Here is a 25,786-nt window from a genome sequence, read left to right on the forward strand (position 1 = left end):
AAATATGAGAAAGCACCAATTACAAGTTCACAAATTAACCATTTTATCCATGATGATTGCCCTTGATGTAGTCCTTACGCCTATCTTTCGGATTGAGGGAATGGCACCGATGTCCAGTGTAGTCAATATTCTAGCAGGAATCATGATGGGACCTGTTTATGCCTTGGCTATGGCTACAGTGACAGCCTTTATCCGTATGACGACTCAAGGAATTCCGCCTTTAGCTCTAACAGGAGCGACTTTTGGAGCCCTTCTAGCAGGTCTCTTTTATAAGTATGGTCGAAAATTTTACTTTTCTGCCTTGGGAGAAATTTTGGGAACAGGTATTATTGGTTCTATTGTTTCCTATCCTGTTATGGTACTCTTTACAGGATCGGCCGCTAAGCTTAGCTGGTTTATCTACACTCCTCGATTTTTCGGAGCAACCTTGATTGGCACAGCGATTTCCTTTATTGCCTTTCGATTTTTAATCAAGCAGGAATTCTTTAAAAAAGTGCAGGGATATTTTTTTAATGAAAGGATAAACTGATGAAGGAATTGACAAATCCTTTTCCTCTGGAAACAACTTCCCTCATTCACTGCATTACCAATGAGATTTCTTGTGAGATGCTGGCAAATGGGATTTTGGCTCTGGGATGTAAACCAGTTATGGCAGATGATTCCCGTGAGGTTCTTGATTTTACTAAGCAAAGCCAGGCACTCTTCATCAATTTGGGGCATTTGTCAGCTGAGAAGGAAAAAGCAATCCGTATGGCAGCTTCTTATGCAGATCAAGTTTGTCTTCCAATGGTAGTAGATGCAGTTGGCGTAACAGTTTCATCCATTCGTAAGAGCTTAGTTAAAGACCTTTTAGACTATAGACCTACGGTACTTAAAGGAAATATGTCGGAAATCCGAAGTCTTGTTGGCTTAAAACACCACGGCGTTGGGGTAGATGCGAGTGCTAAAGATCAAGAAACTGAGGATTTGCTTCAAGTCTTGAAAGACTGGTGTCAGATCTATCCAGGTATGTCATTCTTAGTCACAGGCCCTAAGGACCTCATCGTTTCGAAGAATCAGGTCGCTGTACTGGGAAATGGCTGTGCTGAATTAGACTGGATAACAGGGACAGGAGACTTGGTTGGAGCTTTAACAGCTGTTTTTCTCAGCCAAGGAAAGACTGCCTTTGAAGCTTCTTTCCTAGCGGTTTCTTATCTCAATATCTCCGCTGAGAGAATAGTTGTTCAAGGAATGGGATTGGAAGATTTTCGATACCAAGTACTCAATCAGCTTTCGCTCCTCAAAAGAGATGAAAATTGGCTAGATGCCATCAAAGGAGATGTTTATGAATAGAGAGGCGCTTAGACTGTATCTAGTAACCAATCGCTACCAAGATTCCTTGGAAAGCTTTCTTGAAAAGGTTGAGACGGCTTGCCGTTCAGGGGTTACTATAGTCCAATTGCGAGAAAAAAATCTTACAACCAATCAATATTATCAACTGGCAAAACAAGTCAAGGAAATAACAGATTCCTATCAGGTACCCTTGATAATCGATGATCGCTTGGATGTCTGTCTCGCAGTTGATGCTGCTGGTCTGCATATCGGAGACGATGAACTACCAGTTTCGGTTGCTCGACAAGTCTTGGGCCCTGACAAAATACTTGGTGTCACAGCTAAAACTGTAAAAAGAGCCCTCGAGGCAGAAGAAGGAGGGGCGAATTACTTGGGGACAGGAGCCATTTTCCCGACTACGACCAAGGAAAATGCGCCTATCACCCTGATTTCAACCTTGAAGACAATTTGCCAAAGGGTCGCCATTCCAGTAGTTGCTATTGGCGGCTTGACATCAGAGAATATTGACCAACTTATCGGCACGGGTATAGCTGGTGTAGCTGTAGTGCGTGATTTGATGCAGGCAGAAGATATAGAGGCAAAAACGCAAGCCTTCTTAACAAAGTTGGATGACATTATTTTCTAATTAATACTCAATGAAAATCAAAGAGCAAACTAGGAAGCTAGCCGCAGGTTGCTCAAAGCACAGCTTTGAGGTTGCAGATAAAGTTGACGTGGTTTGAAGAAGTATAAAAACTCTCTAATTCCCTTAAAGTGGGAACTAGAGAGTTTTTTTAATCTTTAAAGCTTGTATGGTTGACTGGGCCAGAACCATGACCGAGTTGAGGGGCGTCTTGGATGGCTTTTGTGATAAAGGCCTTGGCTTTATCGACTGCTTGATAGAGGGTTTTCCCCTTGGCTAGTTCAGCAGTAATCACTGCAGCAAAGGTACATCCAGTACCATGTGTATGACAGGTTTGAATTCGTGGACTTTCCCAGACAAATTGGTCCTCCTTGGTAAAGAGGAAATCCTTGGCACCGCCTTCGAGATGGCCTCCTTTGATGACAACAGACTGAGGACCAAATTCTTTTAAAATCAGGCGACCGGCACGCTGCATGTCTTCAGGATCATGGATTGAAAAACCAACAATCTCTTCTGCCTCAGGAAGATTGGGTGTAATAATAGTTGCAAGGGGAAGTAGATTTGTTTTTAGGTAGTCTCTGGCACTGGTATCAATCAGGGTGTCTCCGCTTGTTGCGACCATAACAGGGTCAAGGACGTAGGGACAATCCAGCTTTTTAAGATAGGGCTGGATGATCTCCATGATCTCAGTAGTTGCCAACATCCCTGTTTTTACAGCCTGAGGTGGAATATCAGAAAAGACACTCTCCAATTGGGCTTTCAACATTTGAGGAGAAACGTGCTCGATTAATTGAACGCCTCTGGTATTTTGAGCGACAAGACTGGTCACAACGGCCATTCCATAGACATCTCTAGCTTGGAACGACTTTAAATCAGCCATAATGCCAGCACCACCACTAGGGTCAGTCCCTGCAATGGTCAAAGCAACGGGTAAATAAGTCATCTAAAACCTCCCAACCAACTGAAGTTTGTATTCTTAAGAACAAGCTAGTCCGTTTCAGGAAGGCAATAGAAGACTGCTAGTCCCCATTATCATTTCCACTTCCATCAGCTAGCATTACCTAGATTGAGTCAAAGGGTCTAACAGTTGTTAATCTCAGCTTTACGCACCCCTAGTGGTTGTTTTCTTTTTTCTTTAGTATAGCATATTTTCATAGTTTATATAGTAAGATTTGACTGCAAATCCTTTATCATAGGGTTAAAATTCAATTTTTCAAAGAAAAGATTAATTTCATAGTTGACAAATGTAGATTTTAAGAGTATACTGATAATTGTAATTGACAAATGTAGATTTTGGAGGTGTGATTATGCAGATTTCAGATGCAGAATGGCAGGTCATGAAGATTATTTGGATGCAAGGAGAGCAGACCAGTATGGATTTGATCAGGGTTCTGGCGGAGAGATTTGACTGGTCCAAGTCGACCATTCAAACTCTTTTGGCTCGTTTGGTTGAGAAAGAGTGCCTGACTCGAAGAAAAGAAGGTAAGTCCTTTGTTTATTCAGCTCTTTTAACTCTAGACCAAAGTCGGGATTTGCTTGTCCAAGATATCAAGGACAAGGTTTGTTCCCGTAGGATTAAGAACTTGCTGGCTGATTTGATTGCTGAATGTGATTTTACTCAGGCTGACTTGGAAGAGTTGGAAGCTGTGATTTCTGAGAAGAAATCAAACGCTGTGACAGAAGTAAGATGTAATTGTATGTAAAGGAGACGTCATGTTAAATAGTATTGTAACCATTATTTGTATTGCCCTTATCGCCTTTATCTTGTTTTGGTTTTTCAAAAAACCTGAAAAATCTGGACAAAAGGCCCAGCAAAAAAACGGCTACCAAGAGATTCGAGTGGAGGTCATGGGGGGCTACACGCCTGAGTTGATTATCCTCAAGAAATCAGTGCCAGCCCGCATTGTCTTTGACCGTAAGGACCCTTCACCCTGTTTGGACCAAATTGTTTTTCCAGACTTTGGTGTACATGCGGACCTGCCTATGGGAGAAGAGTATGTAGTGGAAATCACGCCTGAGCAGGCTGGAGAGTATGGTTTCTCTTGTGGCATGAATATGATGCACGGCAAGATGATTGTAGAATAGGAGAATGATATGACTGAAATTGTAAAAGCAAGTCTTGAAAGTGGTGTTCAAAAAATCCGTATCACGGCAGACAAAGGCTACCATCCAGCCCACATTCAACTGCAAAAAGGAGTTCCTGCTGAGTTCACCTTTCACCGTGTGACACCTTCAAACTGTTATAAGGAAATTCTGTTTGAAGAAGAAGGCATCTTGGAACCAATCGGCGTAGATGAGGAGAAAGTCATTCGTTTTACACCTCAAGAATTAGGTCAACATGAATTTTCTTGTGGTATGAAGATGCAAAAGGGAAGTTATACAGTTGTTGAGAAGACTCGAAAATCTCTATCACTTTTACAGCGTTTTTGGATTACTAGTATCTTTACTGTGCCTCTTGTGATCCTCATGATTGGGATGTCGACAGGAGGAATTAGTCACCAAGTCATGCGTTGGGGCACCTTTTTAGCCACAACACCGATTATGCTAGTAGCAGGTGGTCCTTATATCCAAAGTGCTTGGGCTAGTTTTAAAAAGCACAATGCCAACATGGATACCTTGGTTGCTCTGGGAACCCTAGTAGCCTATGGCTATAGCCTAGTTGCCCTCTTTGCAGGTCTCCCCGTTTACTTTGAAAGTGCTGCATTTATCTTCTTCTTCGTTCTTATGGGAGCCGTTTTTGAGGAGAAAATGCGGAAAAATACTTCCCAAGCTGTGGAGAAATTACTTGACTTGCAGGCTAAAACTGCAGAAGTCTTGCGTGAGGATAACTATGTTCAAGTCCCTTTGGAGCAAGTCAAGGTAGGTGACCTGATTCGAGTGCGTCCCGGTGAAAAGATTGCGGTTGATGGTGTCGTAGTAGAAGGTATCTCTAGTATTGATGAGTCTATGGTGACAGGTGAGAGCCTACCAGTGGACAAGACAGTTGGAGATACCGTCATTGGTTCAACCATCAATAATAGTGGAACACTTGTTTTTAGAGCAGAAAAAGTTGGTTCAGAGACTGTTTTGGCTCAGATTGTGGATTTTGTGAAGAAAGCTCAGACAAGTCGTGCGCCGATTCAGGACTTGACGGATAAAATTTCAGGGATTTTTGTCCCAGCAGTTGTCATTTTAGGGATTGTGACCTTTTGGGTTTGGTTCGTCTTGCTCAGGGATAGTGTAGTTGTGCTTGGAGCGAGCTTTGTATCTTCGCTTCTCTATGGAGTAGCAGTTCTGATTATTGCCTGCCCTTGTGCCTTGGGTCTCGCAACACCGACGGCTCTTATGGTAGGGACAGGACGCAGTGCCAAGATGGGAGTTCTCCTCAAAAATGGAACGGTTTTACAGGAAATCCAGAAAGTTCAAACTATCGTCTTTGATAAGACCGGGACTTTGACTGAAGGGAAACCTGTGGTCACAGATATCATCGGCGACGAAGTAGAAGTGCTTGGATTGGCAGCTTCCTTGGAAGAAACTTCTCAACACCCACTGGCTGAGGCTATTGTTAAGCGAGCTAGAGAAACTGGACTTGAGCTTCACACTGTTGAAAATTTCCAAGCCTTGCACGGAAAAGGTGTTTCAGGGAAAATCAATGGAAAACAAGTTTTACTTGGAAATGCTAAAATGCTGGATGGCATGGACATTTCTAGCGCTTATCAGGAGAAACTAGAAGAACTGGAAAAAGAAGCTAAGACAGTTGTGTTCTTAGCTGTTGACAATGAAATCAAAGGCTTGCTTGCTCTGCAAGATATTCCTAAGGAAAATGCTAAGCTTGCCATCAGTCAGTTGAAAAAACGAGGTCTTAAAACAGTCATGCTGACAGGAGACAATGCAGGTGTGGCGCGTGCTATTGCAGATCAGATTGGAATCGAAGAGGTCATTGCAGGTGTCTTGCCAGAAGAAAAAGCCCATGAAATCCATAAACTACAAGCGGCTGGCAAAGTAGCCTTTGTTGGGGACGGTATCAATGACGCTCCTGCCCTCAGTGTAGCAGATGTTGGAATTGCTATGGGAGCTGGAACAGATATCGCTATCGAGTCAGCAGATTTGGTGTTGACAACCAATAACCTCCTAGGAGTGGTTCGTGCCTTCGACATGAGTAAGAAAACCTTTAATCGAATTTTGCTCAATCTTTTCTGGGCCTTTATCTACAATGTCGCCGGAATTCCGATTGCGGCAGGAGTCTTTTCAGGTGTTGGACTGGCCCTCAATCCAGAACTGGCAGGTCTAGCCATGGCCTTTAGTTCTGTATCTGTTCTGACTAGTTCACTCTTACTCAACTTTAGTAAAATAGATTAAAAGCGGGCTTGCTCGCTTTTTATTATAAAACAGAGTTTAAAAACGTTTTCAAACTGTACTGTAATAGAGAATAAAAACTTCTGAGCAGATTCTTAGTAAAGTCAAAATAAATGTGATAAATTAGTATTGTAAAAATTTACTGAAACGTTTTCAAAAACTATATGAAACCTTTTTTAGTAGATTTAAAAATATTTGAAGGAGAGTTATCATTATGACTCAAGGGAAAATTACTGCATCTGCAGCAATGCTTAATGTATTGAAAACATGGGGCGTAGACACAATCTACGGTATCCCATCAGGAACACTCAGCTCATTGATGGATGCTTTGGCTGAAGACAAAGATATCCGCTTCTTGCAAGTTCGTCACGAAGAAACAGGTGCTCTTGCAGCGGTTATGCAAGCTAAATTCGGCGGCTCAATCGGGGTTGCAGTTGGTTCAGGTGGTCCAGGTGCGACTCACTTGATTAACGGTGTTTACGATGCAGCTATGGATAACACTCCATTCCTAGCAATCCTTGGATCACGTCCAGTTAACGAACTCAACATGGATGCTTTCCAAGAATTGAACCAAAACCCAATGTACAACGGTATCGCTGTATACAACAAACGTGTAGCTTACGCTGAGCAATTGCCAAAAGTAATCGACGAAGCTTGCCGTGCTGCAGTTTCTAAAAAAGGTCCAGCTGTTGTTGAAATCCCAGTAAACTTCGGTTTCCAAGAAATCGACGAAAATTCATACTACGGTTCAGGTTCATACGAACGTTCATTCATCGCTCCTGCTTTGAACGAAGTTGAAATCGACAAAGCTGTTGAAATCTTGAACAATGCTGAACGTCCAGTTATCTATGCTGGTTACGGTGGTGTTAAAGCTGGTGAAGTGATTACTGAATTGTCACGTAAAATCAAAGCACCAATCATCACAACTGGTAAAAACTTTGAAGCCTTTGAATGGAACTATGAAGGTTTGACAGGTTCTGCTTACCGTGTTGGTTGGAAGCCAGCCAACGAAGTGGTCTTTGAAGCAGACACAGTTCTTTTCCTTGGTTCAAACTTCCCATTTGCTGAAGTTTACCAAGCATTCAAGAATACTGAAAAATTCATCCAAGTGGATATCGACCCTTACAAACTTGGTAAACGTCATGCCCTAGACGCTTCAATCCTTGGTGATGCAGGTCAAGCAGCTAAAGCTATCCTTGACAAAGTGAACCCAGTTGAATCTACTCCATGGTGGCGTGCAAACGTTAAGAACAACCAAAACTGGCGTGATTACATGAACAAAATCGAAGGTAAAACTGAGGGTGAATTGCAATTGTATCAAGTTTACAATGCAATCAACAAACATGCTGATCAAGACGCTATCTACTCAATCGACGTAGGTGACACTACTCAAACATCTACTCGTCACCTTCACATGACACCTAAGAACATGTGGCGGACATCTCCACTCTTTGCGACAATGGGTATTGCCCTTCCTGGTGGTATCGCTGCTAAGAAAGACAATCCAGATCGCCAAGTATGGAACATCATGGGTGACGGTGCATTCAACATGTGCTACCCAGACGTTATCACAAACGTTCAATACGACCTTCCAGTTATCAACGTTGTCTTCTCAAATGGTAAATATGCCTTCATCAAGGACAAATACGAAGACACAAACAAACACTTGTTTGGTTGTGACTTCCCTAATGCTGACTATGCGAAAATCGCTGAAGCTCAAGGTGCTGTAGGATTTACAGTTGACCGTATCGAAGACATCGATGCAGTTGTTGCAGAAGCTGTTAAACTCAACAAAGAAGGTAAAACTGTTGTGATCGATGCTCGCATCACTCCACACCGTCCACTTCCAGTAGAAGTACTTGAATTGGATCCAAAACTTCACTCAGAAGAAGCAATCAAAGACTTCAAGGAAAAATACGAAGCAGAAGAACTCGTACCATTCCGCCTCTTCTTGGAAGAAGAAGGTTTGCAATCACGCGCAATTAAATAATTCCTCTCGTCGAAAATCAAATTTAAACTGTGTTATCTTCACCTTGCCGTACTTCAGTACTGCCTGCGGTTCGATGCCTTGTTTATTCTTTGATTTTCTTAGAGCGAAACTTAAAAAGATCGGAGCAATCCGGTCTTTTTATGGAGGATAGTAAATGAATTTAAATCAATTAGATATTATCGTTTCCGATGTTCCACAAGTCTGTGCTGACTTGGAGCGTATTTTGGATAAAAAATCCGATTATGTTGATGACAGTTTTGCTCAGTTTACGATTGGCAGTCACTGTCTGATGTTGTCCCAAAATCATTTGATTCCTTTGGAAGATTTTCAGTCAGGAATCATTCTTCATATCGAGGTTGAGGATGTAGACCAGAATTACCAACGGTTGAAAGAACTTGGTATCCAGGTTTTAAACGGACCAACTGTAACCGATTGGGGAACAGAGTCCTTATTAGTTAAAGGGCCTGCTGGTCTAGTGATTGATTTTTATCGTATGAAGTAGGTAATTCTATTATCAAATTTTTTATCTAAACATTCTTGGAGTGAAACTTAAAAAGATCGGAGCAATTCGATCTTTTTTGTATTTATGCGACTTTCAGTCCGTCTCGCTCCGTTAGGTGCGAGACAAAAAACCACCCGTTTTCACGGGTGGTTATGATTTCTACACTTATTGTTTGGCTTCCTGTTTTAATTGTTGCACCTGTTCCTCGTACTGGACAAGCTCCCTGTCTTTTATATTGATAGTCGCTTCTGCTTCAGCAATGCGGCTTCTCAGATCTTGAGTCTTGTTATGGTGATAGCTAATACCAATAGCACTACCAGCAATGATCCCGATTACTAGACAAGTAAAAATCACCAAAATCAAGGGAGCAGATAGTTGTGTAAAGACAAGACTGACAGTTACTGTTTGACGATTGAGTAGACCAAATGAGATCACAATGACTAATAAGCTCAAACCGCCAATTAGATAAGCCTTATCTTTCAGTGACAATTCATTAAATTTTTTTAGCATAAGTTCCTTTTCTCCTGACTATGTTGATAGAAAACTACACACCATTTAGGTATTAACAAAATTCATTTTACTAGAAAATTTCGATACTGTCAATAATTTCTAACGGCTTATTTACCATCAATCAATCGATTCATTGAAAAGGAGTATTCATTTTCTAATATTTGATTGAGTAAACAGAACGGAGCAATTCGGTCTTTTTTCTGTTCCCTCTTTCTTATAACAAGATTGTGATAGTTTATATCTTTATAACAAAAGTTTTAAAGACTTGATTGTTTTGAAAGAATATTTTAAAATAAGATTCAGTAAAAATGAAAGAGGTTTTGAAAATGTCTGAAAAACAAATGAAAATTTTAGGTTGGGTAGCGACCTTTATGTCTGTTATGATGTATGTGTCTTACTTCCCACAAATCATGAACAATCTGGCTGGTCAAAAAGGAAATTTCATCCAGCCCTTGGTTGCTGCCATCAACTGTAGTCTCTGGGTTTACTACGGTCTTTTCAAAAAAGAAAGAGATATCCCCCTTGCAGCAGCTAATGCACCAGGTATTATTTTTGGCCTAGTGACGGTTATTACAGCTTTGATTTAAAAGGAACAGAGGAGACTAGTTTTCAGTCTTCTTTTTTGTTTCAGGGGAGGCTATTTACTTTTTCTAGAGGATAATTTTTTAAAAAACAATCTGATAAACTTAAATAGTAGAATAGTATCAGTATGTCACAGTATTTTATAAGAAAAGGTTTACAGAATAAGTTATAATATAAGTAAATGAACAAGCAAATAAGAAAGTGAGTAGAGTTATGACCGAAAAACTGACTTTTCCGGATGGTTTCTTGTGGGGCGGAGCGACAGCTGCCAACCAGTGTGAGGGTGCTTATAATTTAGAAGGTCGTGGATTGGCGAATGTGGATGTCGTCCCCATCGGTCCAGATCGTGAAGCCATTATCACAGGTCAGAAAAAGATGTTTTCGTTTGAGGAGGGCTATTTTTACCCAGCCAAGCAAGCTATTGATATGTACCATCATTACAAGGAAGATATTGCCCTTTTTGCGGAAATGGGCTTTAAGACTTATCGTCTATCCATTGCTTGGACTCGGATTTTTCCTAAGGGCGACGAAACAGTGCCAAATGAAGCTGGTCTAGCCTTTTATGAGGATTTATTTAAGGAGTGCCACAAGTATGGTATCCAACCTCTGGTGACTATCACTCATTTCGACTGTCCTATGCACTTGATTACAGAGTACGGTGGTTGGCGCAATCGTCGGATGTTAGACTTCTATGAAAAACTTTGTCGCACACTCTTTACCCGCTATAAGGGTTTGGTCAAATATTGGCTTACCTTCAACGAAATCAACATGATTCTCCATGCCCCCTTTATGGGAGCTGGGCTCTGTTTTGAAGAAGGAGAAAATCAAGAACTGGTTAAATATCAGGCTGCACACTATGAGTTGGTAGCTTCAGCTCTTGCGACAAAGATTGCCCACGAAATTGACCCAGAAAATAAGGTGGGATGTATGTTGGCTGCAGGGCAATACTATCCTAACACAGCCCATCCAAGAGACTACTGGGCAGCCATGGAGGAAGACCGCAAGAGTTACTTCTTCATTGATGTTCAAGCGCGTGGGGAATACCCAAACTATGCCAAGAAGCAGTGGGAGCGTGAGCGAATCGAGATTCAAATGACTGCAGAAGATTTAGAGTTGTTGAAGGACAATACTGTTGACTTTGTTTCCTTCTCTTACTATGCAAGTCTAGTAGCCTCAGGTGATCCAGAAGTTAAAGAATTAACTGCTGGAAATGTTTTTGCCTCTCTCAAAAATCCTTATCTTGAATCCTCAGAATGGGGATGGCAGATTGACCCACTTGGCTTTCGCATCACCCTCAATGCCATCTGGGATCGTTACCAAAAGCCTATGTTCATCGTAGAAAATGGACTCGGTGCTATGGATACACCGGATGAAAATGGTTATGTAGCAGATGACTATCGGATTGCTTACTTAGAAGCTCACATCAAGGCTATGCGAGATGCCATTTACCAAGATGGAGTTGACTTGCTTGGTTATACGACTTGGTGCTGTATCGATCTGGTTTCAGCTGGAACAGGCGAAATGAACAAGCGCTATGGCTTTATCTATGTGGATCGAGATAATGCTGGTCATGGAAGCCTCAAACGTAGCAAGAAGAAATCCTTCTACTGGTACAAGGATGTCATTGCTAGCAATGGTGCAATCATTGAGTAGATCACATTTATTCACTATTTTTATAAAATCTTCTCCCTACTTTATAAGATGTGAAAAAGAGTTCAACTGGAACTCTTTTTTTGCTATAATGAGGGGAGAAAAATCAGACAGGAGATCGACATGTCAGAACCATTATTTTTACAATCAGTTATGCAAGAAAAAATCTGGGGTGGTACCAAGCTACGTGATGAGTTTGGATACGACATCCCAAGTGAAAAAATCGGAGAATATTGGGCCATCTCAGCCCATCCAAATGGTGTCTCTAAAGTTGCCAATGGTCGCTACGAGGGAACAGATCTTGCTACTTTATATGCAGAGCACCGTGAATTGTTTGGCAATCGTCCAGAACCTGTATTTCCACTGTTGACTAAGATTCTGGATGCTAACGACTGGCTCAGTGTTCAAGTTCATCCAGACGATGCTTACGGACTCGAGCATGAAGGCGAACTTGGAAAAACAGAATGCTGGTACATCATCGCTGCGGATGAAGGTTCAGAGATTATCTATGGTCACAATGCCAAGTCAAAAGAAGAACTCCGCCAGCAAATCGAGGACAAGAACTGGGATGCCTTATTGACAAAAGTTCCTGTAAAGGCTGGAGATTTCTTCTATGTACCAAGTGGCACCATGCACGCTATCGGGGCAGGCATCTTAATTCTTGAAACCCAGCAGTCTAGCGATACCACTTACCGTGTCTATGACTTTGACCGCAAGGACGATAATGGCAACTTGCGTGAACTTCACCTTGAAAAATCTATCGATGTCTTGAATATTGGAGAGCCTGCCAATAGCCGTCCTGTGACTATCAAAGCTGATGATTTGCGTTCGACCTTACTTGTTTCGAATGATTTCTTTGCAGTTTACAAGTGGGAAATAACTGGAAAAGTTGACTTTGAAAAGACAGCTGACTACAGTTTGTTTAGTGTCTTAGCTGGCCAAGGTCAACTGACTGTTGATGGGAAAAACTATCCAATCCAAAAAGGTAGCCACTTTATCCTACCAAGTGATGTTGAAGCTTGGACCTTGGAAGGGCAAGGTTTGGAATTGATTGTTAGCCATCCATAAAAAAGAAAGGGCCTGAGTTTACTACTCAAGTCCTTTTTAATTACATAAATTGGGCGATGAAGACAACGATGATGATGATTGGAATGATGAAACGAAGAAGGAAGAGCCAGACTTGGAACAGTCCCTGTTTCCATGCTGTTTCATCGAGATGGAGTTCCTCCATTGCAAGAGCCTTTTTAAAGATATAGCCTGTAAAAAGTGAAAGGCAGAGAGCTCCAAATGGCATGAGGAGGTTGGAAACCAAGAAGTCCATAGCGTCAAAGAAAGTCTTCCCAAAGATGTGAACATCTGCCATGACACCATAAGATAGGGCTGAAGGAATTCCAAAGACAAAGGTCAAAATTCCTAAAATAACACTCCACTTAGCACGCTTGCTGTTGTCCTGGTTGGTGATATTGCCCACATTGATTTCCAGCATGACGACAGAAGAAGTGACCGTCGCAAAGAGGAAGAGCAAGAGGAAAAGGATGTAGAAAATGGTTCCAAAAGGCATCTTGTCAAAGAGTTGAGGCAAGACGATAAAGAGCAAGCTCGGTCCCCCTTCAGATTGGATATTGAAGGCTGACATAGCAGGGAAAATGGCTAGACCTGCCATGATGGACACCGAGATGTTCATTGCTACAATAGAAATTCCTGACTGGACTAGATTGGTTTTCTGATCCAAATAAGAAGCATATGTCAGCATGGCTGTAACCCCTAGTGAAAGGGCAAAGAAAGATTGTCCCAGAGCATAGAGGAGACCAGCACTGGTCAGTTTTGAAAAGTCTGGTTTGAGGAAGTAAAGAACCCCTTCCATGGCATTTGGCAAACTGAGAGAACGACCGATGATGACGACAAAGATGATAAAGAGCAGGGGCATCATGACTTTCGATGCTCTTTCAATCCCTTTTTGAACCCCACGTGATACAATAAAGATATTCAATAAGATAAAGGCCGCTTGAGCTCCTAGGGCAATGGCTGGATTTGAAATGATTGAAGTAAATAATTGAGCATAATCACCAGTTCCGCTAAGTTGGAACAATTTTCCAAACTCAATGCCTAGATAGACTAAAATCCATCCTCCAATAACACTGTAGAAAGATAAGAGGATAAAGAGGGCGAAGGCACCAATCCAACCGATAAAGTTGTACTTGCTATTCTTGCCGAGTTTTCCAAAGGTTTTGATTGCTGAGACACCAGCACTTCGGCCGAGAGCAAATTCAGCCAGCAAAAGGGGGAAACCAATTAAAATAGTGGAAATGAGAAAGACAAGTAAAAAGCCTCCTCCACCATTAGCAGCAGTCATGTAGGGGAATTTCCAAACGGCACCAAGTCCGATGGCTGAACCAGCAGATGCTAGGATAAAGCCCAGTTTAGAACCCCATTGCGATTTTTCAGACATAGTTAAACTCCTAAAATTAGTATTACAAAAGAAAAAGCTACTGCCCTTGGCAAATAGCCTCATCAGTACTCAAAATGAGCCTTTCTTTTGATTGATAGACTTGACTATCCTATCATGTTTTCTAAGGTCTGTCAAGAAAACCATTTTCATGTTATGATAAAGTAAAAAATTTCGCAAAAACGCTTGACTCTGACCTAGGGGGAGGGGTTATACTATCAATGTAATACTCTTCGAAAATCAAATTCAAACCACGTCAGCGTCGCCTTACCGTACTCAAGTACAGCCTGCGGCTAGCTTCCTAGTTTGCTCTTTGATTTTCATTGAGTATAAGGAGGAAATCATGTACCATATAAAAGAAGCTGCCCAGCTTTCGGGTGTCTCTGTCAAGACCCTGCATCACTACGACAAGATAGGACTCTTAGTTCCTTTAAAGTTAGAAAACGGTTATCGAACCTACAGTCAGGAGGATTTGGAACGCCTTCAGGTCATTCTTTACTACAAATATCTAGGTTTTTCTTTAGAAAAAATAGCAGAGCTGTTAAAGGAAGATAAATCAGATTTATTGCCTCACTTGACTAGACAGTTGGACTATTTGACTCGAGAAAGGCAACATCTGGATACCTTGATTTCCACCTTGCAAAAAACCATTCAAGAACAAAAAGGAGAAAGAGAAATGAGCATTCAAGAGAAATTCGCAGGATTTAACTATCAAGACCATCAAAAATACCACCAAGAGGCGGTAGAGAAGTATGGACAAGATGTGATGGACCAAGCGCTGGAGCGCCAAAAAGGTCACGAAGACGAAGCTACGGCTGCCTTCAATCAAGTCTTTCGAGCCTTGTCACAAAATCTTCAAGCTGGTCTACCTGTAACAGCAACCGAAAATCAAGAAGAAGCCGCTAAACTCTTGCAAGCCATCCGTACTTATGGATTTGACTGCTCTATTGAGGTATTTGGTTATATCGGTAAAGGCTACGTCTACAACCCAGAATTTAAGGAAAACATTGACAAATTTGGACCTGGAACAGCCCAGTACACATCAGATGTGATTGCCTATTATGTCCAAACTCAGACAAAATAAAATCGGAGGAGCATTCTTCCGATTTTTACTAAATTCAAGCACTACTTGCTTAATAATTTTTCTACTACATTTAGTTTTCGCATGGTCAAATCTACATTAAAAAGCTTTTCAAGATAGTTGGTACTGAGCTTTTTTCGTTTTGCAGTTCTAGGGAGATAGAGGTAAAGACAATGGTTACCGATACAAATTTCTTCTTCACCGTAATCAATTTTCAATTTTTCTAAAGGGAGACTTTGAATAGATTCTTGATAAAAAATCACATGTATACGGTCATAAAGATAGTGTTCTCCAAACGGGTTTTCTTGGACAATTTTTTTAAAATCACTTTTGTTCTTGATAACCATTTTTAAGTCGGCCCCAATTTTTTCCTTTATCAGAGTATGAACACATTCTCGTATTTCTTCTAAATCTAAATCACTTTCAAGAATGATATTCCCACTTTGAATATAGGTTCGAACTTGTTGAAAACCGGCTTCTGTTAAGATATCTACTAGATAAGACATTTTAGGGATAGCATTTTTTCCATTAGGAGTAACTCCCCTTAACAAGATAATATGTTCCAAAGGACTTCCTTTCTTTTGGGGCTGATTTAGCCATTAAATAATTCAGATTTAGATTGGGTTTGATCCCGCCACCCAACCAGTACAGAGGGCAGAAGTGATGTTAAACCCACCCGTGTGGGCATTGATATCCAGTACCTCGCCAGCAAAGTGGAGTCCAGGTACCAGCTTACTTTCTAGAGTTTTGGGATTGATTTCCTTGAGACTGACGCCCCCTTTGGTAACAAAGGACTTAGCAAGGGACATTTTACCAGTTACAGGAATTTTAAGTCCCTTGATAGACTGGACAAGTTGTTCGCGTTCCTTTTCAGTCAGTTGTTTGACTTTGTCAGGATAGCCTGGCACAAAAAATTCTGCCAAGCGTTCTGGAAGTAAAGTTTTTAAGGCATTTTTTAGAGATTTTTCCCGATTTTCTTCTAGAAATGTAGCCAAGTCTTTCTCAGAAAGTTGAGGTAGAACATCCAGTGAGAGAACCTCTCCGCCCTTGACAAAGCTGGACATACGCAGAGCAGCAGGGCCTGACAAACCAAAGTGGGTAAAGAGCAAATCGTGAGTGATGACATGCTTACCATAGCTTAGGGTCACATCGTCCAATGAAATTCCTTGCAAGGCCTTGTGTGGAAAATCTGTCAACAAAGGACTTTCAGCGGCTTCAAGATCGGTAATGGTATGCTTAAAATGACGGGCAATCTCGTGACCAAAACCAGTCGAACCAGTAGAGGGATAGGATTTCCCACCAGTTGTGACAATGAGTTTCTCACAAGTGAAGGTTTGGTCTGCGGACTTAAGGACAAACTGGTCGTCTATCTTTTTAACCGAAACAATCTCCGTTTGAGTAGCAACTCGACCACCGAGTTCAGTGATTTTCTTTTCCAAGGCCTCGATAATGGTCCGAGACTTGTCACTAGCAGGAAAGACGCGTCCGTGGTCTTCGACCTTAAGTTTAACACCATTTTCTGTAAAAAAATTAATGATATCATGGTTATCAAATTGGGAGAAGACACTGTAGAGAAAGCGCCCATTTCCAGGGATGCCAGCTAGTAGGTCATCTAGAGTTCCGTTGTTGGTTACATTGCAACGTCCCCCACCAGTACCAGCTAATTTTTTTCCAAGTTTCCGATTTTTTTCGATGAGGAGGGTTTTCTGTCCATAAAAGCTACTGGAAATCGTAGCCATCATACCAGCAGGACCTCCACCAATGACGATAGTATCAAAATGTTTCATAGCTCTATTGTACCACAAAAAAACAAGAGATGAAGTCACCTCTTGTCAAGAATGCAATTAATCAATTTCATACCCCATCAGCAAACCACCATCTTCTGCATAAAAACTGCAGAGACCAGATGTTGGGAGAATTTTAATATCCGCCTGTGGGAAGGTTTCACGTATTCGGTCTGAAAGCTGTTGGCAACATTTCTCGTTATTACGTTGAGCCATGACAATACGGCCACCAGCATATCCAGCTTTAATGATTTCATCATAGGCAGCTTGAACTGATTTCTTTGGTCCTCGTGCTTTTTGTAGCAATTCGAGAGTTCCAGTTTCACTAGCTTCTCCGACCATACGGATATTGAGAAGGCCAACGACCGTACCGATAAGCTTGCTCAAACGGCCGTTCTTCACCAAGTTATCGACTTTAGCTAGGACAAAAAGTAACTTGGTTTTTTCTTGATAGGCGGTGATAGCTTCAACCACTTCTTCAAAAGATAAGCCCTGGTCGATCAAGTCATTCACTTTTTCTACGAGCAAGTCAACTTCCCCACCAGCAGACAAACTATCAATTATATGAATTTTAGTATCAGGATGTTCTTCCAGATAAATATTTTTTGCTAGTTGAGCACTATTGTGGCTTCCAGAAAGAGTACCAGTGATGGTTACTAGGAAAATGTTTTTGGCTCCTTCAAATGCTCGCAAATAATCATCTGGGCTTGGACAAGCTGATTTTGAAGCTTCTGCAGTTGCATACATGGTTTCCATCATTTGGTCAATGTCAAGACTGGCATCATCAACAAAGACCTGATCAGCTACTTGAATGGTTAAGGGCACACTTACAAAGGTCGTGTCAATAGCTGGTCTTGCCAGCTGACGATAATCACAACCAGAGTCAGCAATAATCTTCCAAGTCATAGAAATTCTCCATCTTTGTCAGTTATACATTGACAAAGGTTCTGTCTTTTTTTACAATTATATCATGAAAACCCTTGAAACAAAAGCCTCATCCGTCTGTTGTGACAAGTAGAAAGAAAATGTTATGTCTGAACGTAGAATCTCTGAAAAGTCTCTTGAAAATCTCAGAAAATCAAACCAAGAATCCAATTTATTAACTAGAGAAGCCATCGAAACAGCCCTCTTGCAGCTCTTGGAAAAAAAGGATTTGACCAAGATTAGTATTTCTGAATTGGTCAAACGTGCAGGCGTTTCGCGTGCGGCCTTTTACCGCAATTATGATTCCAAAGAGGAAATTTTAGAGAGCGTCTTTAAACGAACTGTCCACAATATTATGGAACAGTTGCACCATTATGATTTAAAGACAGACCTTTATCTGGTCTGGGTTCACCTTTTCCGAGAAGCAAGAAAGGAAGCCAGAGTGATTCAGTTGGCCTTGGATTACCATCTGGAAAAAATCTTTGTCCAAGCCATGCAGGAGTTTCTGGAAAAATACCATGGAAAATCAAAAGGTGTCAGCTCTTATCTTCATTCCTTCTGGAGTTCGGCCATTGTCTCTGTTCTCCTAAAATGGATCAAGGATGGCATGAAGGTACCTGCTGAAAAGATTGCGGATTTACGCTTACCATTTTTTAAAAAATAGATAAAAAGGAGAAAAGAGATGACTGAAAAAAGACTAGCCTGGGATGAGTATTTTGCAGCTCAAGCCCTATTAATTGCCAATCGTTCCACTTGTAAGCGTGCCAAAGTAGGCGCGATTCTGGTAAAGGATAATAAGGTTATTTCCACGGGTTACAATGGTTCGGTGTCAGGTACCGAGCATTGTATTGATCACGAATGTCTGGTCATTGAAGGTCACTGTGTTCGCACCCTTCATGCCGAGGTCAATGCAATCCTTCAAGGTGCAGAACGTGGTGTTCCTAAAGGCTTTACAGCCTATGTGACCCATTTTCCTTGTCTGAATTGCACCAAACAATTGCTTCAGGTCGGTTGCAAGCGCGTGGTTTATATTAATCAGTACCGAATGGACGACTATGCCCAATACCTTTATCAAGAAAAAGGAACAGAATTGACCCATCTACCACTTGAGACAGTACAGGCAGCTCTTAAAGAGGCTGATTTAATGTAAAAATTATCAAAAATAAATGGTTTAGAAAGATTTTTAAACCGTTTTTTGGTATAATAAGAAGAATAAATTGAAAGAAGGAATTCCAAAAATGGGAAAAATTGAAGTTATTAATCATCCACTGATTCAACACAAATTGTCAATCTTGCGTCGTACAGATACTTCTACAAAAGCTTTTCGTGAGCTAGTAAATGAGATTGCAATGTTGATGGGGTATGAAGTACTTCGTGATCTTCCACTAGAAGATGTGGAAATCGAAACACCAATCACAAAAACAGTTCAAAAACAATTGGCAGGTAAGAAATTGGCTATCGTTCCAATCTTGCGTGCAGGTATCGGGATGGTTGATGGTCTCTTGAGCTTGGTTCCAGCCGCTAAAGTTGGTCACATCGGTATGTACCGTGATGAAGAAACGCTTCAACCAGTTGAATACTTGGTGAAATTGCCTGAGGACATTGACCAACGTCAAATTTTTGTAGTAGACCCAATGTTGGCAACAGGTGGTTCAGCAATCTTGGCTGTTGATTCTCTTAAAAAACGTGGCGCATCAAATATCAAATTTGTCTGCCTTGTATCTGCTCCAGAAGGTGTTAAAGCCCTTCAAGAAGCTCATCCAGATGTAGAAATCTTTACAGCAGCCTTGGATGAACGCTTGAACGAACACGGTTATATCGTTCCAGGTCTTGGAGATGCTGGAGACCGCTTGTTCGGTACGAAATAAGATCGAAAAGAAGAATGACTTGGAAAAGAAGCTCCAGTCACGAAAGGAGGTTGAATTTTTGTTTCTGTCTGATGAAAACAGAGCAAAAATTTGACCTTTTTTGACCAAGATATTATAATAGTCTTATCTTCAGTCATTTGACCAACAAAATTAAAACTCAAAAGGAGAAATAAATGATTCCTGTAGTTATTGAACAAACAAGCCGTGGAGAACGTTCTTACGATATTTACTCACGTCTTCTCAAAGACCGCATCATTATGCTGACAGGCCCAGTTGAAGACAATATGGCTAACTCTGTTATTGCCCAATTGCTTTTCTTAGATGCCCAAGATAGTACAAAAGATATTTACCTTTATGTCAATACACCTGGTGGTTCCGTTTCAGCTGGTTTGGCAATCGTTGATACCATGAACTTTATCAAGGCCGATGTCCAAACCATTGTTATGGGAATGGCAGCATCTATGGGGACGGTCATTGCATCAAGTGGAGCAAAAGGCAAACGTTTCATGCTTCCAAATGCAGAGTATATGATCCACCAACCAATGGGTGGTACAGGTGGAGGTACTCAGCAAACCGATATGGCGATCGCTGCAGAACACTTGCTTAAAACTCGTAATACTTTGGAAAAAATCTTGGCTGAAAATTCAGGTCAGTCAATCGAAAAAGTCCATGCAGATGCAGAACGAGATAACTGGATGAGCGCCCAGGAAACACTTGAATATGGCTTTATTGATGAAATCATGGCCAACAATTCATTGAATTAATGGTGATAGAAGGCAAACTCGACTGGGTTTGCTTTTTTTGGTATAATAGGGAGAGATTTCTTAGAAAGAGGATTTATCATGTTTGAAAAAGTCAATCGATCTGGCTTGATTATCTATCTTTACTATAATCGTGATGCCAAAAAACTGCAGGATTATGGAGATATTACCTATCATTCCAAGAAACATCGTTACTTACAGCTTTATGTTCCAACTCAAGAAGTGGAGCAATTGGTCGGGCGCTTGGGCAAGGAAAAATTTATAAAAAAAGTTAGAGTTTGTCATATCCAAGAGTTGGAAACACCCTTTGTGGGCAATCTTTATCGAGAGGAAAACGTTATCATCGAAAAAGTCTAAGAAAAGTGTTGACAATTTTCTGATAATTCGGTATATTCTTAACATGCTATTTATTTAAGAATAAGGAGACAAAAAAGATGAAGAAAAAATTTGCCCTATCGTTTGTGGCGCTTGCAAGTGTAGCACTTCTTGCAGCCTGTGGAGAAGTGAAGTCTGGAGCGTCAAACGCTGCTGGTAATTCAGTAGATGAAAAGACAATCAAAATTGGATTTAACTTTGAAGAAACTGGTGCCGTAGCAGCCTACGGAACATCTGAACAAAAAGGTGCCCAACTTGCTGTTGATGAAATCAATGCAGCAGGTGGTATCGATGGAAAACAAATCGAAGTAGTTGATAAAGATAACAAGTCTGAAACAGCTGAGGCAGCTTCAGTAACAACTAACCTTGTAACCCAATCTAAAGTATCAGCAATCGTAGGACCTGCGACATCTGGTGCAACTGCAGCTGCGGTAGCGAACGCTACAAAAGCTGGTGTTCCATTGATTTCGCCAAGTGCGACTCAAGATGGATTGACTAAAGGTCAAGATTACCTCTTTATCGGAACTTTCCAAGATAGCTTCCAAGGAAAAATTATCTCAAACTATGTTACTGAGAAATTGCAAGCTAAGAAAGTCGTTCTTTACACTGATAATGCCAGTGACTATGCTAAAGGTATTGCTAAATCTTTCCGCGAATCATACAAGGGTGAAATCGTTGCAGATGAAACTTTCGTAGCAGGTGATACAGACTTCCAAGCAGCCCTTACAAAAATGAAAGGGAAAGACTTTGATGCGATCATTGTTCCTGGTTACTACACTGAAGCTGGTAAAATTGTAAACCAAGCGCGTGGTATGGGAATTGACAAACCAATCGTTGGTGGTGATGGATTCAACGGTGAAGAGTTTGTACAACAAGCAACTGCTGAAAAAGCATCAAACATCTACTTTATCTCAGGCTTCTCAACTACTGTAGAAGTTTCAGCTAAAGCAAAAGCTTTCCTTGATGCTTACCGCGCTAAGTACAATGAAGAGCCTTCAACATTTGCAGCCTTGGCTTATGACTCAGTTCACCTTGTAGCAAACGCAGCAAAAGGTGCTAAAAACTCTGGCGAAATCAAGGATAACCTTGCTAAAACAAAAGATTTTGAAGGTGTAACTGGTCAAACAAGCTTCGATGCAGACCACAACACAGTCAAAACTGCTTACATGATGACCATGAACAATGGTAAGGTTGAAGCAGCAGAAGTTGTAAAACCATAATAGAAAATGTTGAAATAGGGAATGAGCCTTTGACTCACTCCCTGTTTCGATGTTTAATACTCTTCAAAAATCAAATTCAAACTGCGTCAACGTCGCCTTGCCGTACTCAAGTACAGCCTGTGGCTAGTTTCCTAGTTTGCTCTTTGATTTTTATTGAGTATAAGAACTTATAAAAAGTGAGGGAAAACCCTCGAAATTATAAATAGAAAGAGTGAATCTTATGCTCCAACAACTAGTAAATGGTTTGATTCTAGGTAGTGTTTATGCGCTGTTAGCCCTAGGATATACCATGGTTTACGGAATTATCAAGCTCATCAACTTCGCCCACGGTGATATTTATATGATGGGAGCCTTTATCGGTTATTTCTTGATTAATTCTTTTCAAATGAATTTCTTTGTAGCACTTATTGTAGCGATGCTAGCGACAGCCGTCCTTGGTGTCGTAATTGAGTTTCTTGCTTACCGACCTTTGCGCCACTCTACTCGTATTGCTGTTTTGATTACAGCTATTGGGGTTTCTTTCCTATTAGAGTATGGAATGGTCTATCTGGTTGGTGCCAATACCCGTGCCTTCCCTCAAGCGATTCAAACAGTTCGCTATGATTTGGGACCAATTAGCCTAACAAATGTGCAGTTAATGATTTTGGCCATTTCCTTGATTTTGATGATTTTGTTACAAGTCATTGTCCAAAAGACTAAGATGGGGAAAGCCATGCGTGCAGTATCCGTAGATAGCGATGCAGCACAATTGATGGGGATCAATGTAAACCGTACTATCAGCTTTACCTTTGCTTTGGGTTCTGCCCTTGCGGGTGCGGCTGGTGTTCTGATTGCGCTTTATTATAACTCTCTTGAGCCTTTGATGGGGGTTACTCCAGGTCTTAAATCTTTCGTTGCCGCAGTACTTGGTGGTATCGGAATTATTCCTGGTGCGGCTCTTGGTGGCTTTGTAATTGGTCTATTGGAAACCTTTGCGACAGCCTTTGGAATGTCAGACTTCCGTGATGCCATTGTTTATGGAATCTTGTTGTTGATCTTGATTGTCCGTCCAGCTGGTATCCTTGGTAAAAATGTGAAAGAGAAGGTGTAAACGATGAAAGAAAATTTAAAAGTTAATATTCTATGGTTACTCCTTTTGTTAGCTGGATATGGCTTGATTAGTGTACTGGTTTCAGTTGGAGTACTCAATCTATTCTATGTACAGATTTTACAACAAATCGGAATTAATATTATTCTGGCTGTTGGTCTCAACTTAATCGTTGGTTTTTCAGGACAATTTTCACTTGGGCATGCTGGTTTTATGGCGATTGGTGCCTACGCAGCAGCTATTATTGGTTCTAAATCACCAACCTACGGTGCCTTCTTTGGAGCTATGCTGGTAGGGGCTTTACTTTCAGGAGCAGTTGCCTTACTTGTCGGAATTCCAACCTTGCGTTTGAAGGGGGATTATCTTGCGGTAGCGACTCTTGGGGTTTCTGAAATTATCCGTATCTTTATCATCAATGGTGGAAGCCTTACAAACGGTGCGGCAGGTATCTTGGGAATTCCAAACTTTACAACTTGGCAAATGGTATACTTCTTTGTCGTGATTACAACCATTGCAACCTTGAACTTCTTGCGTAGCCCAATTGGTCGTTCAACCCTCTCTGTTCGTGAGGACGAGATTGCTGCTGAGTCAGTTGGGGTTAATACGACTAAAATTAAAATCATCGCCTTTGTCTTTGGTGCCATTACTGCAAGTATTGCAGGGTCACTTCAGGCAGGATTTATCGGTTCAGTTGTACCGAAAGATTACACTTTCATCAACTCAATCAACGTTTTGATCATTGTTGTCTTTGGTGGACTTGGTTCCATTACAGGTGCTATTGTTTCAGCTATTGTTCTTGGAATTTTGAATATGCTTCTCCAAGATGTTGCTAGTGTGCGTATGATTATTTATGCTTTGGCCTTGGTATTGGTAATGATTTTCAGACCAGGTGGACTACTTGGGACATGGGAATTGAGCCTATCACGTTTCTTTAAAAAATCTAAGAAGGAGGAACAAAACTAATGGCATTACTTGAAGTAAAACAGTTAACCAAACATTTTGGCGGTCTAACAGCTGTTGGAGATGTGACTCTTGAATTGAACGAAGGGGAATTGGTTGGACTAATCGGTCCAAATGGAGCTGGTAAAACCACCCTTTTCAATCTCTTGACAGGTGTTTATGAACCAAGTGAGGGAACAGTAACACTAGATGGTCACCTTTTGAATGGAAAGTCACCTTATAAGATTGCTTCTTTGGGACTTGGACGTACATTCCAAAATATCCGTCTCTTTAAAGATTTAACAGTTTTGGACAATGTTTTGATTGCTTTTGGCAACCATCACAAACAACATGTTTTTGCTAGTTTCTTACGCTTACCAGCTTTTTACAAGAGTGAAAAAGAATTAAAGGCTAAGGCTTTGGAATTGCTGAAAATTTTTGATTTAGATGGTGATGCAGAGACTCTTGCTAAAAACCTCGCCTATGGACAACAACGTCGTTTGGAAATTGTTCGTGCCCTCGCTACGGAACCTAAAATTCTCTTCTTAGATGAACCAGCAGCAGGTATGAACCCACAGGAAACAGCCGAATTGACTGAGTTAATTCGTCGTATCAAAGATGAATTTAAGATTACGATCATGCTGATTGAACACGATATGAATCTGGTCATGGAAGTGACAGAACGTATCTACGTACTTGAATATGGTCGTTTGATTGCTCAGGGAACTCCAGACGAAATTAAGACCAATAAACGCGTTATCGAAGCTTATCTAGGAGGTGAAGCCTAATGTCTATGTTAAAAGTTGATAATCTTTCTGTGCATTACGGTATGATCCAAGCAGTCCGTGATGTAAGCTTTGAAGTAAATGAAGGAGAGGTTGTTTCCCTTATCGGTGCCAATGGTGCAGGTAAGACAACCATTCTCCGTACCTTGTCTGGTTTGGTTAGACCGAGTTCAGGAAAGATTGAATTTTTAGGTCAAGAAATCCAAAAAATGCCAGCTCAAAAAATCGTGGCAGGTGGTCTTTCACAAGTTCCAGAAGGACGCCACGTCTTTCCTGGCTTAACTGTTATGGAAAATCTTGAAATGGGAGCTTTCTTAAAGAAAAATCGTGAAGAAAATCAAGCCAACTTGAAGAAAGTTTTCTCACGCTTTCCTCGTCTTGAAGAACGGAAGAACCAAGATGCAGCTACTCTTTCAGGGGGAGAACAGCAAATGCTTGCCATGGGACGCGCCCTCATGTCAACACCAAAACTTCTTCTTTTAGATGAACCATCAATGGGACTTGCCCCAATCTTTATCCAAGAGATTTTTGATATCATTCAAGACATCCAGAAACAAGGAACAACCGTCCTCTTGATTGAACAAAATGCCAATAAAGCACTCGCAATCTCTGACCGAGGCTATGTATTGGAAACAGGGAAAATCGTTCTATCAGGAACAGGAAAAGAACTCGCTTCATCAGAAGAAGTCAGAAAAGCATATCTAGGTGGCTAAAAAGGTCCGGGGGACCTTTTTAGTCGGCGGATGAAGATTGCGAAGCAATTATCAAATCCACTGGATTGTTTTAGTCGGTGGATGAGGATTACGAAGTAATCATCATTATAGTCCAGGGGATCTTTTTAGTTGACAGATATAGATTGTAAAGCAATCTTTATCTACATTAAAAGGTTAATTTCTAATAATTGAAAAAAATGGAATGAAACGTTTCTTACATTCATTCAGAGGGCTCGATTTCAGAGCTCTTTTTGCTAGCTTATTCATACTTTTCTGAATT

28 protein-coding genes and 1 riboswitch are annotated in these 25,786 nt (G+C 41.0%); of the genes, 22 read left to right on the forward strand and 6 right to left on the reverse strand.

Going from position 1 to position 25,786, the window contains the following annotated elements; genetic code table 11:
* The first annotated feature begins 4 nt into the window (after positions 1 to 4).
* Genes thiW through thiE form a run of 3 tightly spaced genes read left to right on the forward strand, consistent with a single transcriptional unit; the run spans position 5 to position 1,957 of the window.
* Positions 5 to 529 (forward strand): energy coupling factor transporter S component ThiW, encoded by a 525-nt coding sequence (thiW, locus tag B7697_RS07370; RefSeq protein ID WP_084951075.1) that lies wholly within the window; start codon positions 5 to 7, stop codon positions 527 to 529.
* Positions 529 to 1,332 carry a hydroxyethylthiazole kinase gene (thiM, locus tag B7697_RS07375; RefSeq protein WP_084951077.1) on the forward strand — a complete coding sequence of 268 codons (804 nt, stop codon included), beginning with the start codon at positions 529 to 531 and terminating at the stop codon, positions 1,330 to 1,332. The genes thiW and thiM overlap by 1 nt, the downstream gene beginning before the upstream one ends.
* Complete coding sequence (gene thiE, locus B7697_RS07380; protein WP_084951079.1) at positions 1,325 to 1,957, forward strand: thiamine phosphate synthase; 633 nt, start codon at positions 1,325 to 1,327, stop codon at positions 1,955 to 1,957. Before thiM ends, thiE begins: the two co-directional genes overlap by 8 nt.
* Before the next feature lie 148 nt (positions 1,958 to 2,105).
* Here the strand turns inward: thiE and thiD are convergent, their stop codons facing one another.
* Positions 2,106 to 2,897, reverse strand: coding sequence for a bifunctional hydroxymethylpyrimidine kinase/phosphomethylpyrimidine kinase (gene thiD / locus B7697_RS07390; RefSeq protein WP_000221754.1), 792 nt, complete (start codon positions 2,895 to 2,897; stop codon positions 2,106 to 2,108).
* Between the two features lie 83 nt (positions 2,898 to 2,980).
* Positions 2,981 to 3,078: riboswitch (TPP riboswitch) on the reverse strand.
* 183 nt (positions 3,079 to 3,261) lie between these two features.
* On the opposite strand from thiD, the gene B7697_RS07395 reads away from it, so the two are divergent.
* The 5 genes from B7697_RS07395 to B7697_RS07415 all read left to right on the forward strand — a co-directional run bounded on the left by B7697_RS07395 (position 3,262) and on the right by B7697_RS07415 (position 8,781).
* Positions 3,262 to 3,657, forward strand: coding sequence for a CopY/TcrY family copper transport repressor (locus tag B7697_RS07395; RefSeq protein WP_004256226.1), 396 nt, complete (start codon positions 3,262 to 3,264; stop codon positions 3,655 to 3,657).
* Between the two features lie 10 nt (positions 3,658 to 3,667).
* Positions 3,668 to 4,039, forward strand: coding sequence for a cupredoxin domain-containing protein (locus B7697_RS07400; protein WP_000935061.1), 372 nt, complete (start codon positions 3,668 to 3,670; stop codon positions 4,037 to 4,039).
* Between the two features lie 9 nt (positions 4,040 to 4,048).
* The gene (locus B7697_RS07405) at positions 4,049 to 6,292 is read left to right on the forward strand and encodes a heavy metal translocating P-type ATPase (protein ID WP_084951082.1); all 2,244 of its coding nucleotides are present in this window, start codon (positions 4,049 to 4,051) and stop codon (positions 6,290 to 6,292) included.
* Positions 6,293 to 6,503: 211 nt separating this feature from the next.
* A complete protein-coding gene (gene spxB, locus B7697_RS07410) occupies positions 6,504 to 8,279 on the forward strand; it encodes a pyruvate oxidase (RefSeq protein WP_000191819.1) in 1,776 nt (591 codons plus the stop codon).
* Between the two features lie 154 nt (positions 8,280 to 8,433).
* A complete protein-coding gene (locus tag B7697_RS07415) occupies positions 8,434 to 8,781 on the forward strand; it encodes a VOC family protein (RefSeq protein WP_001052644.1) in 348 nt (115 codons plus the stop codon).
* A 165-nt stretch (positions 8,782 to 8,946) separates the two neighbouring features.
* Here the strand turns inward: B7697_RS07415 and B7697_RS07420 are convergent, their stop codons facing one another.
* Positions 8,947 to 9,291 (reverse strand): lipopolysaccharide assembly protein LapA domain-containing protein, encoded by a 345-nt coding sequence (locus tag B7697_RS07420; RefSeq protein WP_000913393.1) that lies wholly within the window; start codon positions 9,289 to 9,291, stop codon positions 8,947 to 8,949.
* 326 nt (positions 9,292 to 9,617) lie between these two features.
* Here B7697_RS07420 and B7697_RS07425 point away from each other — a divergent pair, with 326 nt between their 5' ends.
* From B7697_RS07425 to manA, 3 genes are all read left to right on the forward strand, one after another.
* The gene (locus B7697_RS07425; RefSeq protein ID WP_001291472.1) at positions 9,618 to 9,878 is read left to right on the forward strand and encodes a SemiSWEET family transporter; all 261 of its coding nucleotides are present in this window, start codon (positions 9,618 to 9,620) and stop codon (positions 9,876 to 9,878) included.
* A 208-nt stretch (positions 9,879 to 10,086) separates the two neighbouring features.
* The gene (locus B7697_RS07430; protein ID WP_084951084.1) at positions 10,087 to 11,526 is read left to right on the forward strand and encodes a 6-phospho-beta-glucosidase; all 1,440 of its coding nucleotides are present in this window, start codon (positions 10,087 to 10,089) and stop codon (positions 11,524 to 11,526) included.
* 120 nt (positions 11,527 to 11,646) lie between these two features.
* Positions 11,647 to 12,591: a mannose-6-phosphate isomerase, class I gene (manA, locus tag B7697_RS07435; RefSeq protein ID WP_084951086.1), complete on the forward strand. Its 945-nt coding sequence runs from the start codon at positions 11,647 to 11,649 to the stop codon at positions 12,589 to 12,591.
* Between the two features lie 40 nt (positions 12,592 to 12,631).
* Here the strand turns inward: manA and B7697_RS07440 are convergent, their stop codons facing one another.
* Positions 12,632 to 13,972 (reverse strand): sodium-dependent transporter, encoded by a 1,341-nt coding sequence (locus B7697_RS07440; RefSeq protein WP_084951088.1) that lies wholly within the window; start codon positions 13,970 to 13,972, stop codon positions 12,632 to 12,634.
* 340 nt (positions 13,973 to 14,312) lie between these two features.
* Between B7697_RS07440 and B7697_RS07445 the strand changes: the two genes are divergently transcribed.
* Positions 14,313 to 15,053: a MerR family transcriptional regulator gene (locus B7697_RS07445; RefSeq protein WP_033685220.1), complete on the forward strand. Its 741-nt coding sequence runs from the start codon at positions 14,313 to 14,315 to the stop codon at positions 15,051 to 15,053.
* A 41-nt stretch (positions 15,054 to 15,094) separates the two neighbouring features.
* Here B7697_RS07445 and B7697_RS07450 read toward each other — a convergent pair whose 3' ends face one another.
* The 3 genes from B7697_RS07450 to B7697_RS07460 are packed head-to-tail and all read right to left on the reverse strand — an operon-like array spanning position 15,095 to position 17,740.
* A complete protein-coding gene (locus B7697_RS07450; RefSeq protein WP_020903482.1) occupies positions 15,095 to 15,616 on the reverse strand; it encodes a DUF1697 domain-containing protein in 522 nt (173 codons plus the stop codon).
* Positions 15,617 to 15,664: 48 nt separating this feature from the next.
* The gene (aao, locus tag B7697_RS07455) at positions 15,665 to 16,837 is read right to left on the reverse strand and encodes an aminoacetone oxidase (protein ID WP_023947244.1); all 1,173 of its coding nucleotides are present in this window, start codon (positions 16,835 to 16,837) and stop codon (positions 15,665 to 15,667) included.
* A 57-nt stretch (positions 16,838 to 16,894) separates the two neighbouring features.
* On the reverse strand, positions 16,895 to 17,740 hold the full coding sequence (locus B7697_RS07460) for a DegV family protein (RefSeq protein WP_024057020.1): 846 nt from the start codon (positions 17,738 to 17,740) through the stop codon (positions 16,895 to 16,897).
* A gap of 124 nt (positions 17,741 to 17,864) precedes the next feature.
* Between B7697_RS07460 and B7697_RS07465 the strand changes: the two genes are divergently transcribed.
* The 10 genes from B7697_RS07465 (at position 17,865) to B7697_RS07520 (ending at position 25,506) form a co-directional block, all read left to right on the forward strand.
* Entirely contained in the window at positions 17,865 to 18,422 is a 558-nt protein-coding gene (locus tag B7697_RS07465; protein ID WP_000004136.1) for a TetR/AcrR family transcriptional regulator, read from the forward strand.
* Positions 18,423 to 18,440: 18 nt separating this feature from the next.
* Positions 18,441 to 18,908, forward strand: coding sequence for a deoxycytidylate deaminase (locus B7697_RS07470; RefSeq protein ID WP_000136973.1), 468 nt, complete (start codon positions 18,441 to 18,443; stop codon positions 18,906 to 18,908).
* An 88-nt stretch (positions 18,909 to 18,996) separates the two neighbouring features.
* Positions 18,997 to 19,626: a uracil phosphoribosyltransferase gene (gene upp, locus B7697_RS07475; RefSeq protein ID WP_061454502.1), complete on the forward strand. Its 630-nt coding sequence runs from the start codon at positions 18,997 to 18,999 to the stop codon at positions 19,624 to 19,626.
* 173 nt (positions 19,627 to 19,799) lie between these two features.
* The gene (gene clpP / locus B7697_RS07480) at positions 19,800 to 20,390 is read left to right on the forward strand and encodes an ATP-dependent Clp protease proteolytic subunit ClpP (protein ID WP_000613475.1); all 591 of its coding nucleotides are present in this window, start codon (positions 19,800 to 19,802) and stop codon (positions 20,388 to 20,390) included.
* 78 nt (positions 20,391 to 20,468) lie between these two features.
* The gene (locus B7697_RS07490; protein WP_000462122.1) at positions 20,469 to 20,744 is read left to right on the forward strand and encodes a YlbG family protein; all 276 of its coding nucleotides are present in this window, start codon (positions 20,469 to 20,471) and stop codon (positions 20,742 to 20,744) included.
* 77 nt (positions 20,745 to 20,821) lie between these two features.
* Positions 20,822 to 21,982, forward strand: a complete 1,161-nt coding sequence (locus B7697_RS07495) for an ABC transporter substrate-binding protein (protein WP_084951090.1) — start codon at positions 20,822 to 20,824, stop codon at positions 21,980 to 21,982.
* Positions 21,983 to 22,202: 220 nt separating this feature from the next.
* Entirely contained in the window at positions 22,203 to 23,072 is an 870-nt protein-coding gene (locus B7697_RS07505; protein WP_033677574.1) for a branched-chain amino acid ABC transporter permease, read from the forward strand.
* Positions 23,073 to 23,075: 3 nt separating this feature from the next.
* On the forward strand, positions 23,076 to 24,032 hold the full coding sequence (locus B7697_RS07510) for a branched-chain amino acid ABC transporter permease (RefSeq protein WP_000662290.1): 957 nt from the start codon (positions 23,076 to 23,078) through the stop codon (positions 24,030 to 24,032).
* Positions 24,032 to 24,796: an ABC transporter ATP-binding protein gene (locus B7697_RS07515; protein WP_001185997.1), complete on the forward strand. Its 765-nt coding sequence runs from the start codon at positions 24,032 to 24,034 to the stop codon at positions 24,794 to 24,796. Before B7697_RS07510 ends, B7697_RS07515 begins: the two co-directional genes overlap by 1 nt.
* The gene (locus B7697_RS07520; RefSeq protein WP_000062200.1) at positions 24,796 to 25,506 is read left to right on the forward strand and encodes an ABC transporter ATP-binding protein; all 711 of its coding nucleotides are present in this window, start codon (positions 24,796 to 24,798) and stop codon (positions 25,504 to 25,506) included. The genes B7697_RS07515 and B7697_RS07520 overlap by 1 nt, the downstream gene beginning before the upstream one ends.
* Positions 25,507 to 25,786 lie beyond the last annotated feature (280 nt).

The organism is Streptococcus mitis, assembly GCF_002096895.1.
GTDB lineage: Bacteria > Bacillota > Bacilli > Lactobacillales > Streptococcaceae > Streptococcus > Streptococcus mitis_AH.

Bases quoted from the DNA above. Each gene is read 5' to 3' on its own strand.
- thiW (WP_084951075.1), top strand. From the start codon at position 5: ATGAGAAAGCACCAATTACAAGTTCACAAATTAACCATTTTATCCATG.
- thiM (WP_084951077.1), top strand. From the start codon at position 529: ATGAAGGAATTGACAAATCCTTTTCCTCTGGAAACAACTTCCCTCATT.
- thiE (WP_084951079.1), top strand. From the start codon at position 1,325: ATGAATAGAGAGGCGCTTAGACTGTATCTAGTAACCAATCGCTACCAA.
- thiD (WP_000221754.1), bottom strand. From the start codon at position 2,897: ATGACTTATTTACCCGTTGCTTTGACCATTGCAGGGACTGACCCTAGT.
- B7697_RS07395 (WP_004256226.1), top strand. From the start codon at position 3,262: ATGCAGATTTCAGATGCAGAATGGCAGGTCATGAAGATTATTTGGATG.
- B7697_RS07400 (WP_000935061.1), top strand. From the start codon at position 3,668: ATGTTAAATAGTATTGTAACCATTATTTGTATTGCCCTTATCGCCTTT.
- B7697_RS07405 (WP_084951082.1), top strand. From the start codon at position 4,049: ATGACTGAAATTGTAAAAGCAAGTCTTGAAAGTGGTGTTCAAAAAATC.
- spxB (WP_000191819.1), top strand. From the start codon at position 6,504: ATGACTCAAGGGAAAATTACTGCATCTGCAGCAATGCTTAATGTATTG.
- B7697_RS07415 (WP_001052644.1), top strand. From the start codon at position 8,434: ATGAATTTAAATCAATTAGATATTATCGTTTCCGATGTTCCACAAGTC.
- B7697_RS07420 (WP_000913393.1), bottom strand. From the start codon at position 9,291: ATGCTAAAAAAATTTAATGAATTGTCACTGAAAGATAAGGCTTATCTA.
- B7697_RS07425 (WP_001291472.1), top strand. From the start codon at position 9,618: ATGTCTGAAAAACAAATGAAAATTTTAGGTTGGGTAGCGACCTTTATG.
- B7697_RS07430 (WP_084951084.1), top strand. From the start codon at position 10,087: ATGACCGAAAAACTGACTTTTCCGGATGGTTTCTTGTGGGGCGGAGCG.
- manA (WP_084951086.1), top strand. From the start codon at position 11,647: ATGTCAGAACCATTATTTTTACAATCAGTTATGCAAGAAAAAATCTGG.
- B7697_RS07440 (WP_084951088.1), bottom strand. From the start codon at position 13,972: ATGTCTGAAAAATCGCAATGGGGTTCTAAACTGGGCTTTATCCTAGCA.
- B7697_RS07445 (WP_033685220.1), top strand. From the start codon at position 14,313: ATGTACCATATAAAAGAAGCTGCCCAGCTTTCGGGTGTCTCTGTCAAG.
- aao (WP_023947244.1), bottom strand. From the start codon at position 16,837: ATGAAACATTTTGATACTATCGTCATTGGTGGAGGTCCTGCTGGTATG.
- B7697_RS07460 (WP_024057020.1), bottom strand. From the start codon at position 17,740: ATGACTTGGAAGATTATTGCTGACTCTGGTTGTGATTATCGTCAGCTG.
- B7697_RS07465 (WP_000004136.1), top strand. From the start codon at position 17,865: ATGTCTGAACGTAGAATCTCTGAAAAGTCTCTTGAAAATCTCAGAAAA.
- B7697_RS07470 (WP_000136973.1), top strand. From the start codon at position 18,441: ATGACTGAAAAAAGACTAGCCTGGGATGAGTATTTTGCAGCTCAAGCC.
- upp (WP_061454502.1), top strand. From the start codon at position 18,997: ATGGGAAAAATTGAAGTTATTAATCATCCACTGATTCAACACAAATTG.
- clpP (WP_000613475.1), top strand. From the start codon at position 19,800: ATGATTCCTGTAGTTATTGAACAAACAAGCCGTGGAGAACGTTCTTAC.
- B7697_RS07490 (WP_000462122.1), top strand. From the start codon at position 20,469: ATGTTTGAAAAAGTCAATCGATCTGGCTTGATTATCTATCTTTACTAT.
- B7697_RS07495 (WP_084951090.1), top strand. From the start codon at position 20,822: ATGAAGAAAAAATTTGCCCTATCGTTTGTGGCGCTTGCAAGTGTAGCA.
- B7697_RS07505 (WP_033677574.1), top strand. From the start codon at position 22,203: ATGCTCCAACAACTAGTAAATGGTTTGATTCTAGGTAGTGTTTATGCG.
- B7697_RS07510 (WP_000662290.1), top strand. From the start codon at position 23,076: ATGAAAGAAAATTTAAAAGTTAATATTCTATGGTTACTCCTTTTGTTA.
- B7697_RS07515 (WP_001185997.1), top strand. From the start codon at position 24,032: ATGGCATTACTTGAAGTAAAACAGTTAACCAAACATTTTGGCGGTCTA.
- B7697_RS07520 (WP_000062200.1), top strand. From the start codon at position 24,796: ATGTCTATGTTAAAAGTTGATAATCTTTCTGTGCATTACGGTATGATC.